This is a genomic window from Microbacterium aquilitoris, assembly GCF_031932285.1.
GTDB lineage: Bacteria > Actinomycetota > Actinomycetes > Actinomycetales > Microbacteriaceae > Microbacterium > Microbacterium aquilitoris.
In genome coordinates, this window is the sequence record NZ_JAUZVT010000002.1 from 1 (window position 1) to 17404 (window position 17404).

13 protein-coding genes and 1 rRNA gene are annotated in these 17404 nt (G+C 69.8%); 12 read left to right on the top strand and 2 right to left on the bottom strand.

What is annotated here, in order from left to right; translation table 11 throughout:
- From rrf to Q9S78_RS06835, 7 genes are all read left to right on the top strand, one after another.
- Nucleotides 1-115: ribosomal RNA gene (gene rrf, locus Q9S78_RS06805) — 5S ribosomal RNA — on the top strand; the annotation flags it as partial.
- 128 nt (nucleotides 116-243) lie between these two features.
- Nucleotides 244-1932 (top strand): ABC-F family ATP-binding cassette domain-containing protein, encoded by a 1689-nt coding sequence (locus Q9S78_RS06810; RefSeq protein WP_311869714.1) that lies wholly within the window; start codon nucleotides 244-246, stop codon nucleotides 1930-1932.
- Between the two features lie 47 nt (nucleotides 1933-1979).
- Nucleotides 1980-3101 (top strand): GuaB3 family IMP dehydrogenase-related protein, encoded by a 1122-nt coding sequence (locus Q9S78_RS06815; RefSeq protein ID WP_018188924.1) that lies wholly within the window; start codon nucleotides 1980-1982, stop codon nucleotides 3099-3101.
- Nucleotides 3101-3967 carry an SURF1 family cytochrome oxidase biogenesis protein gene (locus Q9S78_RS06820; protein ID WP_116228485.1) on the top strand — a complete coding sequence of 289 codons (867 nt, stop codon included), beginning with the start codon at nucleotides 3101-3103 and terminating at the stop codon, nucleotides 3965-3967. Before Q9S78_RS06815 ends, Q9S78_RS06820 begins: the two co-directional genes overlap by 1 nt.
- A 10-nt stretch (nucleotides 3968-3977) precedes the next feature.
- The gene (locus Q9S78_RS06825) at nucleotides 3978-4496 is read left to right on the top strand and encodes a DUF3817 domain-containing protein (protein ID WP_018188922.1); all 519 of its coding nucleotides are present in this window, start codon (nucleotides 3978-3980) and stop codon (nucleotides 4494-4496) included.
- Nucleotides 4493-6073 (top strand): glutamine-hydrolyzing GMP synthase, encoded by a 1581-nt coding sequence (gene guaA, locus Q9S78_RS06830; RefSeq protein WP_311869718.1) that lies wholly within the window; start codon nucleotides 4493-4495, stop codon nucleotides 6071-6073. Before Q9S78_RS06825 ends, guaA begins: the two co-directional genes overlap by 4 nt.
- 124 nt (nucleotides 6074-6197) lie before the next feature.
- On the top strand, nucleotides 6198-7790 hold the full coding sequence (locus tag Q9S78_RS06835; protein ID WP_311869721.1) for a sensor histidine kinase: 1593 nt from the start codon (nucleotides 6198-6200) through the stop codon (nucleotides 7788-7790).
- Between the two features lie 338 nt (nucleotides 7791-8128).
- Here the strand turns inward: Q9S78_RS06835 and Q9S78_RS06840 are convergent, their stop codons facing one another.
- On the bottom strand, nucleotides 8129-9025 hold the full coding sequence (locus Q9S78_RS06840) for a Bax inhibitor-1/YccA family protein (RefSeq protein WP_020096614.1): 897 nt from the start codon (nucleotides 9023-9025) through the stop codon (nucleotides 8129-8131).
- Between the two features lie 164 nt (nucleotides 9026-9189).
- On the opposite strand from Q9S78_RS06840, the gene Q9S78_RS06845 reads away from it, so the two are divergent.
- The 5 genes from Q9S78_RS06845 to Q9S78_RS06865 all read left to right on the top strand — a co-directional run bounded on the left by Q9S78_RS06845 (nucleotide 9190) and on the right by Q9S78_RS06865 (nucleotide 16849).
- The gene (locus Q9S78_RS06845) at nucleotides 9190-10200 is read left to right on the top strand and encodes a glycerophosphodiester phosphodiesterase family protein (RefSeq protein WP_311869724.1); all 1011 of its coding nucleotides are present in this window, start codon (nucleotides 9190-9192) and stop codon (nucleotides 10198-10200) included.
- Nucleotides 10201-10291: 91 nt separating this feature from the next.
- Complete coding sequence (locus tag Q9S78_RS06850; RefSeq protein ID WP_020096616.1) at nucleotides 10292-11542, top strand: MFS transporter; 1251 nt, start codon at nucleotides 10292-10294, stop codon at nucleotides 11540-11542.
- A 30-nt stretch (nucleotides 11543-11572) separates the two neighbouring features.
- Nucleotides 11573-12505: an ABC transporter ATP-binding protein gene (locus tag Q9S78_RS06855; RefSeq protein WP_311869728.1), complete on the top strand. Its 933-nt coding sequence runs from the start codon at nucleotides 11573-11575 to the stop codon at nucleotides 12503-12505.
- Nucleotides 12502-13581: an ABC transporter permease gene (locus Q9S78_RS06860; RefSeq protein WP_311869730.1), complete on the top strand. Its 1080-nt coding sequence runs from the start codon at nucleotides 12502-12504 to the stop codon at nucleotides 13579-13581. Before Q9S78_RS06855 ends, Q9S78_RS06860 begins: the two co-directional genes overlap by 4 nt.
- 169 nt (nucleotides 13582-13750) lie before the next feature.
- Nucleotides 13751-16849 carry a S8 family peptidase gene (locus Q9S78_RS06865; protein WP_311869733.1) on the top strand — a complete coding sequence of 1033 codons (3099 nt, stop codon included), beginning with the start codon at nucleotides 13751-13753 and terminating at the stop codon, nucleotides 16847-16849.
- A 65-nt stretch (nucleotides 16850-16914) separates the two neighbouring features.
- Here the strand turns inward: Q9S78_RS06865 and Q9S78_RS06870 are convergent, their stop codons facing one another.
- A complete protein-coding gene (locus Q9S78_RS06870) occupies nucleotides 16915-17334 on the bottom strand; it encodes a DUF8738 domain-containing protein (protein WP_020096620.1) in 420 nt (139 codons plus the stop codon).
- Between the last annotated feature and the right edge of the window lie 70 nt (nucleotides 17335-17404).

A 17404-nucleotide genomic window follows, 5' to 3' on the forward strand; every position in this document is an offset into this window, starting at 1 on the left:
CGGCGGCCATAGCGTGAGGGAAACGCCCGGTTACATTCCGAACCCGGAAGCTAAGCCTCACAGCGCCGATGGTACTGCAGGGGGGACCCTGTGGGAGAGTAGGACACCGCCGGACTTCTTTCGATCGAAAGCCCCGACCAATGCTGGTCGGGGCTTTCGTGGTTAACGTGCACTTTTCCTTTCGGGGACAGCGACATTCCGATAAACTGGTCGGCTCCGCTCTCGGAGCGGAAGGACCATCTCGTGTCGCACATCGACGTTCAGAACGTCTCACTCTCTCTGCCCGACGGGCGCCCACTCCTCGACGACGTCACCTTTCGGGTGCCGTCGGGGAAGACGACGGCCCTCATCGGCCAGAACGGTGCCGGAAAGTCCACCCTGATGAGAATCGTCCGGGGCGACGTGTCCCCGCATGCGGGCGTCGTCACGATCGATGGTGCACTCGGAGTCATGGACCAGTTCATCGGCCACGGCGCTGCGGGCAGCACCGTCCACGATCTGCTGGTCGCGGTTGCGCCCGCTCGCATCTCCCAGGCGGCGAGAGAACTCGAGGACGCCGAGAACGCCGTCATCATGGACGACTCCCTCGAGTCACAGATGCGGTATGCCGGCGCCATCGCCGACTATGCCGATGCCGGTGGTTACGAGTACGAGACCGTGTGGGACACCTGCACGATCGCAGCCCTCGGCATCCCGTTCGATCGTGCTCGCTACCGGGAGCTCGTCACCCTCTCGGGCGGAGAACAGAAGCGCCTGGCGCTCGAGGCGTTGTTGCGTGGCACGGATCAGGTGCTGCTGCTCGATGAGCCCGACAACTACCTCGACGTACCCGGTAAGCGTTGGCTCGAGGCGCGCCTCCGCGAAACAGCGAAGACCGTGCTCCTGATCTCGCACGATCGCGAACTCCTCGCCCGTGCGGCGGACCGCATCGTCACCCTCGAGGCCGGCCCGGCAGGCAGTTCCGCGTGGGTGCACGGCGGCGGCTTCGGCACGTACCACCGAGCCCGCGAGGAACGGATGTCGCGGCTCGACGAGTTGCGCCGACGGTGGGATGAGCAGCACGCCGCCCTGAAGAAGTTCGTCGCGGACATGAAGGTGAAAGCGGCAGCGAGCGACGAGTTCGCGTCTCGCTACCGCGCTGCTCAGACGCGGCTGCGGAGGTTCGAGGATGCGGGACCGCCCGAAGCCCGCCCGATCGAGCAGCGTCTCGACCTGCGGTTGCGAGGCGCCCGGACCGGAAAGCGGGCCGTGGTCGCCGAATCCCTCGAGCTGAGCGGATTGATGAAGCCGTTCGATCTGGAGGTGTGGTTCGGCGACAGGGTCGCCGTCCTCGGCTCCAACGGGTCGGGGAAGTCCCACTTCCTTCGCCTCCTCGCCGGCGGCGGCACCGACCCCGATGCGCTGTTGGGCCATGTGACCGACGCGGGATCGGCCCTCCAGCGAGTGGAGCACGCCGGCCGTGTCAGCCTCGGGGCCCGCGTCGTGCCCGGCTGGTTCGCGCAGACCCACCAGCATCCCGAATACACGGGCCGGACCCTGCTCGACATCCTGCACCGCGGGGACAGCGATCGGAACGGGATGCCGCGGGACGCCGCCAGTTCGGCACTCGACCGCTACGGGCTCGTCGCGCAGGCGGAACAGGCCTTCGATCAGCTGTCCGGAGGCCAGCAGGCGCGCTTCCAGATCCTCCTGCTCGAGCTCTCGGGGGCGACATTGCTCATGCTGGACGAGCCGACGGACAACCTCGACCTCGTGTCCGCCGAAGCACTGGAGAGCGCCCTGGCGTCGTTCGAGGGCACCGTGCTCGCCGTGACACACGACCGCTGGTTCGCGCGATCCTTCGATCGCTTCGTCGTCTTCGGTTCCGACGGAGAGGTGTACGAATCGGACGCGCCGGTCTGGGACGAGCAGCGCGTGAGCCGAGTCCGCTGACGGGCGGGGCAGGGGAGAGGGCTCGACGGTAGGCTGGGATGGTGACCATGGAAATCGAGCTCGGCCGCGCCAAGCGCGCGCGTCGCGCGTACGCCTTCGACGACATCGCTGTGGTGCCCTCGCGGCGCACGCGCAACCCCGAGGACGTCTCGACCTCCTGGTCGATCGATGCCTACAGCTTCGGCATCCCTGTCCTGGGCGCACCGATGGATTCGGTCATGAGCCCTCGGACGGCCATCATGCTCGGCCAGCTCGGCGGACTCGGTGTGCTCGACCTCGAGGGGCTCTGGACCCGGTACGACGACCCAGAACCGCTCCTGGCCGAGATCGCTGCGCTGCCGGCGGACGGAGCGACGCGTCGCATGCAGGAGCTGTACTCGGCGCCGATCAAGCCCGAGCTCGTGCGCGATCGTCTTGCGGAGATCCGCGCCGCCGGCGTGACCGTCGCCGGCGCGCTCACCCCCCAGCGCACGCAGGATCTCTACGAGACCGTCGTCGCGGCGGGCGTCGACCTTTTCGTCATCCGCGGCACCACCGTCTCGGCGGAGCACGTCTCGAGCGTCGATGAGCCCCTCAACCTCAAGAAGTTCATCTACGACCTCGACGTCCCCGTGATCGTCGGAGGCGCGGCGACCTACACCGCCGCCCTGCACCTCATGCGCACCGGCGCGGCGGGTGTCCTCGTCGGATTCGGTGGGGGAGCGGCATCCACCACCCGTGCGACGCTCGGCCTGCACGCGCCGATGGCCACGGCCGTTGCGGATGTCGCGGGTGCGCGTCGCGACTACCTCGACGAGTCCGGCGGGCGCTACGTCCACGTCATCGCCGACGGCGGGGTGGGCACCTCGGGCGACATCGTGAAGGCGCTCGCGATGGGCGCGGACGCCGTCATGCTCGGCGTCGCCCTCGCCCGCGCCACCGACGCCCCCGGACGCGGCTACCACTGGGGACCCGAATCGCACCACGCGAAGCTGCCGCGCGGCACGCGCGTCGAGGTCGGACAGGTCTCGCCGCTCGAGGAGATCCTGTACGGCCCGGCCCCCGTCGCCGACGGAACGGCCAACCTCATCGGCGCACTGCGGAAGTCGATGGCGACGACCGGATACTCCGATCTCAAGGAGTTCCAGCGCGTCGAGGTCGTTGTCGCGCCGTACGCGTCGTCCCACTGATGACCACCACTCCCGCCGTCGACGACGTCCCCGACGTCTTCCCGCCGACGCTGCGGGAAGTCATGGTCCGACCCTTCTGGATCGGGATGCTGGGCCTCGCCCTGCTCGTCGCCGGGATCTTCGCGTGGCTCGGGCAGTGGCAGCTCGGCAACGCGATCGACACGAACCCTCCCGCCGCCGGCGCGACGGAGAAGGTCCGCCCCCTGGGCGACGTCGTCGCCCCCGGCGTCTATCTAGCGGAACCCCTCGTCGGGCAGCGCGTCGACGTGTCCGGATCCTTCGTCGCGGGAGACTTCCGCGTCGTCACGTCGCGCTACGACGACGGCGAGCCCGGCTTCTGGGTGGCTGGTCAGTTCCGTGTCGACCCGGCCACGCCGGGTGTGGACGGTCCGACGTCGCTGGCGGTGGCCGTCGGGTTCACCGCGGATCGATCGGCGGCGGATGCTGCGGCATCCGCTCTGAACGAGGATGCCCCGCAGAAGGTCGACCTGACGGGCCGGCTCATCTCGGACGAGGGCGCGAAGGAACCGCCGCGGAGCGGCAGCCCCTTCGAGATCGCGGCGATGTCGCCCGCTGCGCTGCTCTCGCAGTGGAGCGATGCGCAGGGGATCGACGTCTACCGTCCGTACCTCGTGTCGTCCGAGGCCTTCGGGGGATTGCAGGAGATCCACTCGCCCGCTCCGACGGAGCTGTCCTCGGTCAACTGGCTCAACATCTTCTACGCCATCGAGTGGGCGGTGTTCGCCGGCTTCGCGTTCTACATGTGGTACCGACTCGCGCGCGATGCGTGGGAGAAGGAAGTCGAACTTCTCACCGAGGGCGATCCCGACTCCGACGCGGCTGAGCAGCTCCCTTCGCGCCCGTAGACTGGAAGCCATGCCCGTTCAGCCCAAACTCGCCTCTTTTCCGGCGATCCGCGGCGCCCTGAAGTTCTACCAGATCGCCTCGATCATCACCGGTGTGGGCCTGCTCCTGCTGGTCACCGAGATGGTCCTCAAGTACACGCCCCTGCACGTCGAGCTCTTCGCGGGTGGGTCGGGCGGGTTGCTGTGGTTCGCCACCGCGATCCCGAGCCCGGACTGCGAGTGGTACTCGCTGTTCGTCCCGGGAAGCAGCACGTGCGACATCGTGTCGACGGGCGACGGCGTGAACATCTCGCTCGCGATCCTCATCGTCCACGGCTGGTTCTACGTCGTGTACCTCTTCGCGTGCTTCCGCGTCTGGAGCCTGATGCGCTGGCGCTTCCCGCGCTTCATCGTCCTGGCCCTCGGGGGCATCGTGCCCCTCCTGTCCTTCTTCATGGAGTCGAAGGTCGCGCGCGAGGTCAGGGAGTACCTGGCCACGCGTGAAGCCGCGGCATCCACCCCCCTCGAGACCCCCACGGAGACCCGGTGACAGAGCAGACCGAAACCTCCCAGCGCCCCGTCCTGGTCGTCGACTTCGGCGCCCAGTACGCGCAGCTGATCGCCCGTCGCGTCCGCGAAGCCGGCGTCTACAGCGAGCTGGTCCCGCACACCGCGACGGCCTCGGAGATCGCCGAGAAGAACCCGGTGGGCATCATCCTCTCGGGCGGCCCGTCCTCGGTGTACGAGGAGGGCGCGCCGCAGCTCGATGCCGGCGTCTTCGACCTCGGCATCCCGACCCTCGGCATCTGCTACGGCTTCCAGGTCATGGCGAAGACGCTCGGCGGTGACGTCGCCAACACGGGACTGCGCGAATACGGTGCGACGGATGCCACGATCGTCACCGACAACGTGCTCATCGACGGACAGCCGGTCGACCAGAACGTCTGGATGAGCCACGGCGACCAGGTCAGCGCCGCACCCGACGGCTTCCAGGTGCTCGCCCGGACCGCCGCAACCCCCGTCGCCGCCTTCGCCGATGACGTGCGCAAGTTCTACGGCGTGCAGTGGCACCCCGAGGTCAAGCACTCCGACCACGGCCAGCGCGTGATCGAGAACTTCCTGCACAAGGCCGCAGGCCTCCCCGCGGACTGGAACAGCGACAACGTCATCGCCGAGCAGATCCAGAAGATCCGTGCGCAGGTCGGCACCGGCCGCGTCATCTCGGCGCTCTCCGGCGGCGTGGACTCCGCGGTCTCGACGGCGCTCGTCCACAAGGCGGTCGGCGATCAGCTGACGGCCGTCTTCATCGACCACGGTCTCCTCCGCAAGGGCGAGCGCGAGCAGGTCGAGAACGATTACGTCGCGTCGACCGGCGTGCGTCTGATCACCGTCGACGCCCGGGAGACGTTCCTGGATGCCCTCGCCGGCGTCAGCGACCCCGAGCAGAAGCGCAAGATCATCGGCCGCGAGTTCATCCGCGCCTTCGAGAAGGTGCAGTCCGATCTCATCGCCGAGGCTGCCGCGGACGGCGATCCCATCGGGTTCCTCGTGCAGGGCACGCTGTACCCCGACGTCGTCGAGTCCGGCGGCGGCGCCGGCACGGCGAACATCAAGAGCCACCACAACGTCGGCGGCCTGCCGGAGGACCTCCAGTTCGAACTCGTCGAGCCGCTCCGGACCCTCTTCAAGGACGAGGTCCGTGCGATCGGTCGTGAGCTCGGGCTGCCCGAAGCGATCGTCGGCCGCCAGCCGTTTCCGGGGCCCGGCCTCGGAATCCGCATCGTGGGCGAGGTCACCGCTGACCGTCTCGAGATCCTGCGTGACGCCGACGCCATCGCCCGTGCCGAGCTGACGAAGGCGGGCCTCGACGGCGAGATCTGGCAGTGCCCCGTGGTGCTGCTCGCCGACGTCCGCTCCGTCGGTGTTCAGGGCGACGGCCGGACCTACGGGCATCCGATCGTCCTCCGTCCGGTGTCGAGCGAGGACGCCATGACGGCGGACTGGACGCGACTGCCCTACGACGTGCTCTCGAAGATCAGCAACCGCATCACGAACGAGGTGCGCGAGGTCAACCGGGTGGTGCTCGACGTCACGTCGAAGCCCCCGGGGACCATCGAGTGGGAGTGAGTCACGGGGGTCACCCCCGTGACGGTGCACTCCGCCGCCTCTTGACACAGCCCGTCCCTCACCATCAGAGTGAGCGCGGGACCCAGCCCCTTTCTGCACCACCGTCTGAGGAGGGGGTGAGGCGTTGATCGAGCGTTCGCGCACGCAGCCGTACGCGCAGTTCGTCCTGGCCGCCGCCAGCCTCATCGTGGTGCTCATCCTCGGGACCATCGACAGCGAGCGGGTCACTCCGTTACTGCTCGCCGGATTCGGCGTCATCGTGCTCAGCACGGCGGCGATGACCGCGATCTGGCTCGTGCAGCCGTCGCGGCACACCGGATGGCTCGCGGTGGTGCCGCTGCTGCAGATCGTGGCCTGCGTGCCGGTGAGGGACGCCGGCGTCGATGTGCTGCCCTCGGCGTCGATGCTCATCATCTTCCCGCTCGGGTGGCTCGCCTTCGCGTTCCCCCCTGCCCTCGCCGCAGCAGGCGTCCTGCTGACCGCGCTCGGACCCCTCGTGCAGGTGCTGGCCACCAGCGGCATCCAAGGTGTCCAGGACATCGTGTCGATCCTGGCCTTGCCGATCCTCTCGGCCTTCGTCGCCGTCACCGTCGGCATCATCGCGCGGCACCTGGCCCGAATGCGGGAGACGATGCAGGGCGTCTCGACGGAGCTGGAGCATGCGATGCGTCTGTCGGGGCGCGACACCGCCATGCTGCGGGCGACGCTCGACGCGACGGACAACGCCGTCGCGGTCTTCGGATCGGACGGGCGGCCCATCCTTCTGAACGCCGTCGCCGCCGAGATCAGTGGCAGGTCCGGGATCGACGACGTCGACCGGGACGGCTTCGCGTCGCTCATCTGGCGGGCGGATCCCTCGATGCCGCTCGAAGCGACGTCGGCGGACTTCGTCGAGCGCGTCCGCTCCGGCGACTTCGCGGCGCCCCGCACCGTCGAGTTCGGCGGCGATCCGCGTCGCGTCATGCAGGTCATCGTCCGTCCGGTCGTCGCGGGTGGCGACGAGGTCGGCATCGTCATCGTCGGTCAGGACGTCACCGAACTCGTCAACGCCGTCGAAGTCCGCGACCGATTCCTGAGCACCGTCGGCCACGAGTTCCGCACGCCACTCACCGTCATCCTGGGTCATACCGACATCGCTCTGATGAACGGTTCCCCTGAGACCGAGCGCTGGGAGGCGGTGGAACGCTCCGCGGAGCGCCTGCTGCGCCTCGTCGAACGTCTCATCGCCGCGGGTCAAACGACGCGGGACGTCGAGGCCCGCTCCGGTGCCTCGCACGTCGGACCGGTCGTCAAGCATGCCGTGACGGAGGTGGCGGCCCGCGCGAAGGAGCGTGGGATCGGCATCCAGATCGGAGCGATGCCCGAGCGTGCCGCCCGGATCGCCGTGCGCGATCTCGCCTCGATCCTCGAGGAACTGCTGCGGAACGCGGTCGAGTTCACTCGGGTCGACGGCGGGGACGTCGTCGTCTCGGCGCACGAGGACGGACGCGACATCGTCGTGACCGTCGCTGATGAGGGCGTCGGGATGACGGAGCAGGAGCGCGTCCACGCCTTCGAACGGTTCTACCGGGCCCCCTATGCCCACGATGCAGCGATCCCGGGGACGGGCATCGGCCTCTCCAACGCGGCATCCCTCGCCGAGGCGTATGGGGCGAGCGTCTCGCTCGAGCCCCACACGCCGCGCGGCACCGTCGCGGTCCTGCGGCTGCCGTCCTGACTCGCGGCGTGCCGGCGGGCGGGGTCGCCGCGCGGGGCGGCGCGCGCTGGGGGCGGCGCACGATCACCGAGACTGCACGCCCGCGCCGAGACCGCGGCTCGGGGCAGCTGTCTCGCGCGCCGCGTGCAGTCTCGCGGTGTACGAGAGGCGGGCGCGCGCAGACGGGCGGCACCGGGGGAGCGACCACTGGGCGGCGAGACTGGACGTGTATGACGAGACCGCGGTGCGGGGCCGCAGTCTCGAGGCCCACGTGCAGTCTCGCGGAGAGAGGTGTGCGCCGAAACGACGAAGGCCGCCCGGTCACCCGGACGGCCTTCGTCGTTACGCGTTGCGTGAGGTCAGTTGTTGCCCCGCAGGATGGCGATCATGCGGAGGATCTCGACGTACAGCCACACGACGGTGACCATGATGCCGAAGGCGCCGACCCACCCGAACTGGCGGGGAGCGCCGTTGCGGGCGCCCTGCTGGACGAGGTCGAAGTCGAGCACCAGCGAGTACGCCGCCATGATGACGACGAGGACGCCGATGACGAGGCCCACCGGGAACGGCCCGATCTTCGCGCTGTGCAGACCGAACATCATGTCCTGGGGGAGGACATTCGTCCACATGAGGACGAGGTTGAGCAGCGAGAAGACCATGTAGCCGACCATCGCGATCATGAAGATCTTCGTCGCCTTCGCAGAGGCACGGATCTTTCCGCTCGCGAACAGTGCCAGCGTCGTTCCGACGACGGCGACCGTGGCCAGCGTCGCCTGCATGACGATGCCGGGCCAGATGAACTCGAAGAACGCCGAGATGCCACCGACGAAAAGTCCCTCGAAGGCCGCGTAGGCGAAGATCAGGGCGGGCCGGACCTTCTTGCGCGACGTGAACGAGATGACGAGGGCGAGGACGAAGCCACCCAGGGCGCCGATGATCCAGGGCATCATCGTCGGAACCGGGTTCTCGACGCTCACCGGAGCCAGCGTCCAGACCCAGCCGACGACGGCGGTGACCAGAAGGATTCCGAAGAGCATGAGGGTCTTGAGGACGGTGTCCTCAACCGTCATGCGGCCCGTGGCGGCGGACGAGGCGGTCGGAGCCGCGTACATCCCCTCGAGCTGGGCGTTCGACGCGACGTCGGCGGCCTGGTGCGAGGCTGCCGCGTAGTTCGTCTGGGCTGCCGGGGGAGTCAGGCCGGGGCGCTGCTCCTGGAAGACCGGATTGTTGAAGGCAAAATTGCCGGACGCTGCCATTGTGTGTCTCACTCCAAAAGTCGACTCACAGCGCTGTGCTGTCGATCCAGCGTATCGGACCGTCATTCCGCGGGTGGGGACCCCCGCTGTGAGAGGACTATGAGGGTCATCTGGTGACGGCGCACGACAGCGGCCGATCCCGGTCCGCTCGCTAGCCTGGGCGCATGTCGCGCAGCCGTCCGCTCATCATCGGCCACCGCGGAGCCCCCGGCTATCGTCCCGAGCATTCCCTCGCCTCGTACGAGCTCGCCCTCGACCTGGGCGTCGACGCCGTGGAACCGGACGTCGTGTTCACGAAGGACGGCGTGGCCGTCATCCGTCACGAGAACGAGATCGGCTCGACGACGGACGTCGCCGACCATCCCGAGTTCGCGTCCCGCCGGACCACCAAGCGGGTCGACGGCAGCGACCACACCGGCTGGTTCGTCGAGGATTTCACCTGGGAGGAGCTCGCAGCTCTGCGATGTCGGGAACGTCTGCCGAAGCTCCGGACACGCAGCGCCGACTTCGACGACCGATATCCGATCCTTCGGCTGCGGACGCTCCTCGACCTGGTCGCCACGGCGGGCGACCGCGAGGGACGGGCCATCGGGGTCGTCCTCGAGATCAAGCACGCGACCTACTTCGCCTCGCTCGGGCACGACGTAGCGGCCCTCCTCGCGGCGGAACTGCGGAGCGCGGGGTGGGACAGCGGTGTGCGGCCGCTCGTGATCGAGTCGTTCGAACAGCACATCCTGCAGCGGATGCGGGACCGCGGCATCCGGGCTCATTTCATCTATCTGCTCGAGGCGGAGGGCAGCGCGCACGATCTCCTCGCCGCCCAGGGGCCCGACGCGCCGACGTACGCGGAGCAGCTCACCGGGGCGGGCCTCGACCGGCTGGCGCGGGAGGTCGACGGCATCAGCCTCGACAAGCGCCTCATCCTCGACGATCCGCGCGGCGATGACGGTGTCGTGGCCGAAGCCCATCGCCGCGGGCTCGACGTCTACACGTGGACGTGTCGACCCGAGAACGCGTTCCTCTCACCGTCCTTCCGGTGCGGGACCACCGATGCGGCGTTCGGGGACTGGGAGGGGGAGTGGCGGCGCATCGCGGATGCCGGCGTCGACGGGGTCTTCGTCGACCACCCGGACCTGGGGGTCGCGTTCTTCGGACGCTCAGGTGCCGATCGGTAGAATGGATGCCGGTGCGTCAGCACCCCGTGTAACTACCTGATCCGTGGAGAGTCAAGGCGGCACGACGCCTCGTCTGCACGGAGGTCACACATTGCCCCTCACCGATTCGACGCCGGTGCGCCCGGTGGAACGCGACAGCCCGATCCGCACCCTCGCGGCGAGCATCGGCATCGGCTACTTCGCCATCGCCCTGATCGCACGCCTGCCGTACGCGATGATCGTCGTCGGCGTCCTGACGATGGTCGTCGACGCCCGCGGGTCCCTCGCCGTCGGCGGGCTCACCTCGGCGATGGTCGGGCTCGGCACGATCGCCACCGGCCCGCTCATCGGCGCCGCCGCAGACCGCTGGGGCCAGCGCCCCGTGCTTCTGCTCGCGGCACTCGTCCAGAGCCTCGTCCTCGTCGCGCTCGTGGCCGTCGCCTACGGGGACACCCCCGAGGGGATGCTCCTGCTCGTGTCGGTGCTCGCCGGTGCGACCGCACCGCAGGTGTCGCCGATGTCGCGCGCCCGCCTGGTCGGCGCGATCGGCCGGATGCGGTTGGCGCGGGGTGCGCACGGCCGGCTGCAGGAGTCGACGATGGGCTACGAGTCCGCCGTCGATGAGATCGTCTTCGTCTTCGGTCCCGTCCTCGTCGGCGTCGTCGCCATCGCCGCGACTCCGGCCGCGCCCGTGCTCGCGGCCGCGGCGCTGACGCTCGTCTTCGTCACCGCGTTCGCGTTGCATCCGACGGCACGCACCGCCGGTCACGCGTCCGAGGCGGGCGACCGCGAACCTGCGCGGCGCATCGCGCGTCCCGGCATCCTGCTCGCCGCCGGCGGCACCCTCGCGACCGGGCTCTTCTTCGGGGCCATGCTCACGTCGCTGACCGCTTTCGCCAAGGCCGGCGGATTCCCCGAGCAGACCGGCATCCTCTACGGGATCATGGGCATCGGGTCGGCGATCCTCGCGCTCGGGGTCGGGCTCCTGCCGCGCCGGTTCGCGCTCGCGTGGCGGTGGATCGCCTTCACGACGATCCTGCTCGTCGGCGCCGTCCTCGCCGCCGGTGCGACGGGAGTCCTGTCGATGGGATGGGCACTGGCGCTCGCCGGGTGCGGCATCGGCCCCACCCTTGCGACGCTCTACGCGCTCGCCGCCGCCCGCTCGCCGCGCGGGCGCGAGGCCACCGTCATGGCCGTCCTCGGGTCGTCGGTCGTCGTCGGTCAGGCGCTCGCGAGCATGATCGTGGGCTCGCTGGCCGAGTCGGCGGGCCCCTCGGTCGCGCTGTGGGCACCCGTCGTCGCCGTCGTCCTCCTGCTGGTGTTCGGCCTTCTGAACTTCCGGGTCGGTCGGATCCGCCCCTGATCGGACACCGCCACCCCCTAGGGTGAGCGCATGACAACAGCTGGCATCGTCGCCGAGGGGGTGCGACGGTCCTTCGGGAACGTGCATGCCGTCCGGGGCGTCACCTTCCAGGCGCCCGAGGGCGCGGTCACGGGGCTCGTGGGGCCCAACGGCGCGGGCAAGACGACGCTGCTGCTCATGCTCGCCTCCCTCCTCGCTCCCGACGCCGGCACGATCCGCATCGGGGGAGTGGATCCCGTCGCAGAGCCGGCTGCCGCCCGCGCGAAGCTCGGCTGGATGCCCGACAGTCTCGGTGCCTGGCCGTCCCTCTCGGCGCGGGAGACGATCTCGGTGACCGGGCGGCTGTCCGGACTGAGCCCGGCCGCGGCGACCTCCCGAGCCACGGAGCTGCTGACGACGGTGGGGCTCGAGACGCTCGGCGACGCTCCTGCCCGAGTCCTCTCGCGCGGCCAGAAGCAGCGGCTCGGACTCGCGCGGGCCCTCGTCCACGACCCGCAGGTGCTGCTCCTCGACGAGCCGGCATCCGGTCTCGATCCGCAGGCGCGCATCGACCTGCGACTCCTCCTGCGCGCCCTCGCCGCGGAAGGCCGCACCGTGCTCGTGTCGAGCCACATCCTCTCCGAGCTCGAAGAGGTCGTCGACGACGCGGTCTTCATGATGCAGGGCGAGACGGTCAGCTCCGAGCGCGTCGCCGAAGCCGCGGGTCGCGCGCGGACGTGGCGGATCCGCCTCGCCGACCGGGACGGCGTCTCCGCAGCCCTCCCCGTCGCTCAGGCGCTGGGACTCGACGTGGCGACGCTGCCGGTCGATCGGCGCGACGTACTCGTCAGCTTCGAGGGGGATGCCGCGGCGGCGGCCGGTCTCACCGCCCTCGTGTCGGCGGGGCTCCCGGTCGCGGAGTTCTCGGCGGCCAGCGGCATCCTGGAACACACCTTCCTCGACCTCGAAGGAGGTGCGCGATGAACACCTCTCGCCTGTGGACCATCGCCCGCCTCGACCTCACGCAGCGCATCCGGACGATCTCCTGGTACGTCCTGCTCGGCGTCTTCGCCGTCGTCCTCGTCGGAACGACGGCGCTCTCGTTCCTCTCCTTCTCGTATCTGGACGATTCCGGGCCCGGCGTCTACTCCGTCGTCGTCCTCGTCACGCTGCTGCTCATCGTCCTCGTCTCGCCGACCCTCAGCGGGAACTCGATCAACGGCGACCGGGATGCCGCGACGCTCGCGCCCCTGCAGGTAACCCAGGCCACGACCACCGAGATCGTGCTCGGGAAGTTCCTGGCGGCCTGGCTCACGGGACTGACGTTCGCCGCCGTCGCCGTTCCCTTCCTCGTCATCGCGACGTTCGGCGGCGGAGTCGAACCGATCACGGTCCTCGCATCGACCGCCATCCTCGTCGCCGAGACCGGTGTCGTCGCCGCGTTCGGCACGGCGCTCAGCGGCGTCCTCGCCCGCCCGCTCTTCTCGGTCGCGGCCACCTACCTCGTCGTCGCCGCCCTCACCATCGGGACCCCGATCGCCTTCGGGCTGATCGGCTCGAGCATCGCCTCCGAGCGCACGGAGCGCTACCTGACGGCGCAGTACGATCCGACGACCGGCGCGCCCGTCTGCGAGGACGGAACCACGAACTGCGCCAGCGACCTGTCGCAGCAGGTCTGCGAGGAGGAGGGGCCGCCGACGACTTCTCGGATCCCCCGCTTCGACTACGTGTGGTGGATCCTCGCCGCGAACCCCTTCGTCATCCTCGCCGACGCGACACCGAGCGGGTTCACCGTCGACGGGTATCCCGACGACCTGTTCGGTCAGACGAAGTACGCCGTCCGGCAGGCCCAGGTCGCCCCGGATCTCGACTACGTGTACGACGAGTGCGACCCCGAGCAAAACGGACCGACGGCGGAGGAGGTCGTCGCTTCGACCGTGCCCAGCTGGTTCATCGGGCTGGGCGGTCAGGTCATCGTCGCGACCCTCCTGCTGTGGTGGGCGGTCTCGCGGACCCGCACGCCGGCGCGGCGTCTGCCCCCGGGGACGCGCATCGCCTGAGCCGCGCGTGAGGATCCTCTCATCTGCGCACATTCTTCTTGGGAGATCGTCAGGGGGTGCATAGCCTCCAATCAGCCTCGGCTGCGGCATCCGACTGGGATGTTCCGCGACAGCCCCGCCGAGCGCTCTTCCCAGAAGGAAAGGCGGTCCCCTTTTGCACCGACGCATCTTGGCAGTCGCGGGCGTCCTCGCGCTCTCGCTGCCCGCGACCGCGGCTCTCGCCGCGACCCCCGATGAAGACCCCACTGCACGCTTCGACCGCAGCACGTCGGCGGGAGCGATCGACAGCTCCTTCCGTGCTGCTTCGATCGATCCCGATCGCCAGGTCTCGGTCGTCATCGAGATGGAGGGCGATCCCGTCGCCGTCGTCGAGGCCGAGGAAGGCCGTTCGCTGAGCAAGAGCGAGCGCACCGACGTCAAGAAGGACCTCAAGGCTGCCCAGGACAAGATCCGTTCCGGGATCACCGAGCGCGGCGGGAAGATCCGCGCGCAGATGCAGTCCGCTTACAACGGCATCCAGGCCACCGTGCCCACCGCGCAGCTCGATGACGTCGCTGCGCTCCCCGGCGTCGTCGCCGTCCACCCCGTCGTCACGCACGAACTCGACAACGCCGTCTCCGTGCCGTTCCTCGGCGTTCCCCAGGTGTGGGAGAGCACCGGCTACACGGGCAAGCGCGTCAAGGTCGCCATCATCGACACCGGCATCGACTACACCCACGCCGGCTTCGGCGGCCCGGGGACGGTCGACGCGTACAAGGCAGCGGCAGCGGCATCCGACAAGCCGGCCGACCCGGCCCTGTTCGGTCCCAAGGCTCCCCGCGTCAAGGGCGGCATCGACCTCGTCGGCGACGCCTACGACGCCGGCGGCACGGGCGACGCGCTCGTCCCCAAGCCCGACGCGAACCCCCTCGACTGCGAGGGCCACGGTTCGCACGTCGCCGGCACCACCGCCGGCTCGGGCGTTCTGCCCGACGGGTCCACCTACAAGGGCCCGTACGACGCGTCGACCCCGTCCGTCGACTTCGGCATCGGCCCCGGCGTCGCCCCCCAGGCCGACCTTTACGCCGTGCGCGTCTTCGGCTGCGACGGCTCGACGGACATGACCATCCAGGCCATCGACTGGGCCGTGGACAACGGCATGGACGTCATCAACATGTCGCTCGGCTCCTCGTTCGGACGCGGCGACGACCCGAGCGCGGTGGCTGCGGCCAACGCCGTCGGCGCCGGCGTCGTCGTGGTGGCCTCGGCCGGCAACTCCGGCCCGAGCCCGTACCTCACCGGCTCGCCCGGCAGCGGCGACGGTGTGATCGCCGTCTCGGCGGTCGACAGCACCGCGACCTTCCCCGGCGCGCAGCTGACCGTCGGCGGCAAGGCAGTCGAGGCGATCAACGCCAACGGCGCCTCGCTCAAGGGTCTCGGCACACTGACCGTCGTCCGACTCACCGACGACCCCGCGACCACGGCCAACGAGGCGCTCGGGTGCGCGGCATCCGACTACACCCGCGTCGGCGTGAAGAGCGGCGGCAACCAGATCGCGGTCTCCCAGCGCGGCACGTGTGCGCGTGCGGCGAAGGCGATCTTCGCCCAGCAGGCGGGTGCGAAGGCGGCTGTCATGGTCAACTCGACCGACGACCTCCCGCCCTACGAAGGAACGATCGACGAGAACCCGGACGACGGCACGCCCTACGACGTGACGATCCCGTTCCTGGGTGTCCGTTCCTCCAGCGGCGCGGCCTTCGTCAACGGCGCAGCCGTGACGATCAAGGGCAAGACGATCGCGAACCCGGCCTTCCGCAATTACGCGTCGTTCAGCTCGTCGGGTCCGCGCAGCGGCGACAGCTCGATCAGCCCCGACGTGGCGGCCCCCGGCGTGTCGATCTCGTCGGTCGCCGTCGGCACCGGAAGCGCCCCCAGCGTCCTGTCGGGCACGTCGATGGCTGCCCCGCATGTGGCCGGCGTCGCCGCGCTCACCGTGCAGGCGCACCCGAGCTGGAACTCCGAGCAGATCTCGGCAGCGCTCGTGTCGACCGCGAACCCGGAGGGTGTCGACGGCATCGACCCGACCCGCGGCGGCGTGGGCCTCGTCGACACGGCGCAGGCGGTCGCCACGAAGGTCACGGCGACCGGAGACAGCTTCACGACCGAGAGCGGCAAGGTCCGCGAGGCGGCGCTGAGCTTCGGTTTCGACGAGTCGGACGGCACCATCACCGGCTCGAAGCGGGTCACGGTCCGCAACGACGGCAAGAAGCCGGTGACGTTCGCCGTCTCGACCGCGCCGTCCGCGCAGTCGCTGAAGGCGAAGCTCACGGTGAGCTCGAAGAAGGTCACCGTCGCCGCAGGCAAGACGGCGTCTGTCCGCGTCGCGGTCTCGATCCCGGCATCCTCGATCCCGGGTTCGCTCTCGGGCGACGACCAGTTCTCGTTCTCGGAGGTCTCCGGTGACGTCGTCCTGACGGCGCCCGGCTCGACCCTCCGCGTGCCGTACCTGCTCGTCCCGCGCTCCAACAGCGACGTGTCGGTGAAGGGTTCGCTCACGTCGCGCGGTCGCGTCACCGACGCCGACCGGACCCTCGAGCTGCGCAACGCGAAGGGTGCTCTGGATGCGGCGGCCGACGTCTACACGTGGGGCCTGTCGGACAAGAAGGATGCCCCGAAGGCGATCGCCGACACCGGGTACGACCTCCGGGCCGCCGGCGTGCAGTCGTTCGCGACGGCGGGTGGCGACCAGTTGGCCGTCTTCGCGATCAACACGCACTCGCGCTGGTCGAATGCGGCATCCAACGAGTTCGACGTCGTGATCGATTCCGACCGCGACGGCAAGCCCGACTGGGTGGTCCTGTCATACGACTCGGGCGCGGTCCGCGCCGGAGACGTCGACGGGGTGGCCGAGGTGTTCGTCCAGAACGTCAAGACCGGCGAGCTGGCACCCAGCGGGTACCTCGCGCAGGCTCCGACCGACAGCAGCACGATCCTGCTGCCGGTGAACCTCGCCGACCTCGGCATCACGGGGCCGTTCGCCTACACGGTGCAGTCCTTCAGCGGGACGACCGACGGCAGCGACTCGTTCGCCGGAACGGCCACGTACGACCCGAGCAAGCCCGCCATCAGCAACGGCCAGTACGAGGTCGTGCCGAAGGGCGGCACCGCCTCGGTGACGGTGCGGACGAATGCGGGCGCCTACGCCGCGCAGAAGCCGCTCGGCGCGATGGTGGTCGTGGTCGACAACGAGTCGGGCGCCGACGAGGCGCTGCTGGTGAAGACCCAGTAGCGATCGCGAAGGTCACGGAGGGGGCGGTGCGTCGATGGACGCGCCGCCCTCTTCGGCATCCGTCGTCAGCGCTCGCAGAGTCGAGGCTCGTCGCCGGTGCCGAAACGGTAGTCGAAAGTGCGGTCGTCCACTCGGACGACGACGCGGTACCCGTCCACGAGCGCCTGCGTGTAGGACATGCCGGGGGCGGGGCAGCCCAGGGCGCCGCTCGAGAACTGGACGCGCTCGGCGGAGACGACGTCCGGCTCGCCCGTCACGCCGCGGGCCGAGAGATCGGCCAGGAGGGCGTCCCATTTCGCCGGCGGCAGGTCCGCGGCCGAACCGGTCGGCCCGAGAGGGGCGGGGCTCGCCGTGCGGAACGGCGGGCGGCTCGAGGTCGGGTTCTCGCCGGGGGCGGGCATGGCGGGTCCTTCCGTCGCGCACGCGGCGAGCATGAGGGCTGCCCACAGGAGGGTGACCGCGGCGGCTGAGCGAGATGTGCGCATGAGGGGACCTCCTGCGGCGAGGCTACGCGCCTCCCCCGGTTCGGGGGAGGGGGTCGCCTGTTCCTGTGAT

Coding starts and splice junctions, on each gene's coding strand:
- Q9S78_RS06815 (WP_018188924.1), top strand. CDS start 1,980: ATGGAAATCGAGCTCGGCCGCGCCAAGCGCGCGCGTCGCGCGTACGCC.
- Q9S78_RS06820 (WP_116228485.1), top strand. CDS start 3,101: ATGACCACCACTCCCGCCGTCGACGACGTCCCCGACGTCTTCCCGCCG.
- Q9S78_RS06825 (WP_018188922.1), top strand. CDS start 3,978: ATGCCCGTTCAGCCCAAACTCGCCTCTTTTCCGGCGATCCGCGGCGCC.
- Q9S78_RS06840 (WP_020096614.1), bottom strand. CDS start 9,025: ATGGCAGCGTCCGGCAATTTTGCCTTCAACAATCCGGTCTTCCAGGAG.
- Q9S78_RS06845 (WP_311869724.1), top strand. CDS start 9,190: ATGTCGCGCAGCCGTCCGCTCATCATCGGCCACCGCGGAGCCCCCGGC.
- Q9S78_RS06855 (WP_311869728.1), top strand. CDS start 11,573: ATGACAACAGCTGGCATCGTCGCCGAGGGGGTGCGACGGTCCTTCGGG.
- Q9S78_RS06860 (WP_311869730.1), top strand. CDS start 12,502: ATGAACACCTCTCGCCTGTGGACCATCGCCCGCCTCGACCTCACGCAG.
- Q9S78_RS06870 (WP_020096620.1), bottom strand. CDS start 17,334: ATGCGCACATCTCGCTCAGCCGCCGCGGTCACCCTCCTGTGGGCAGCC.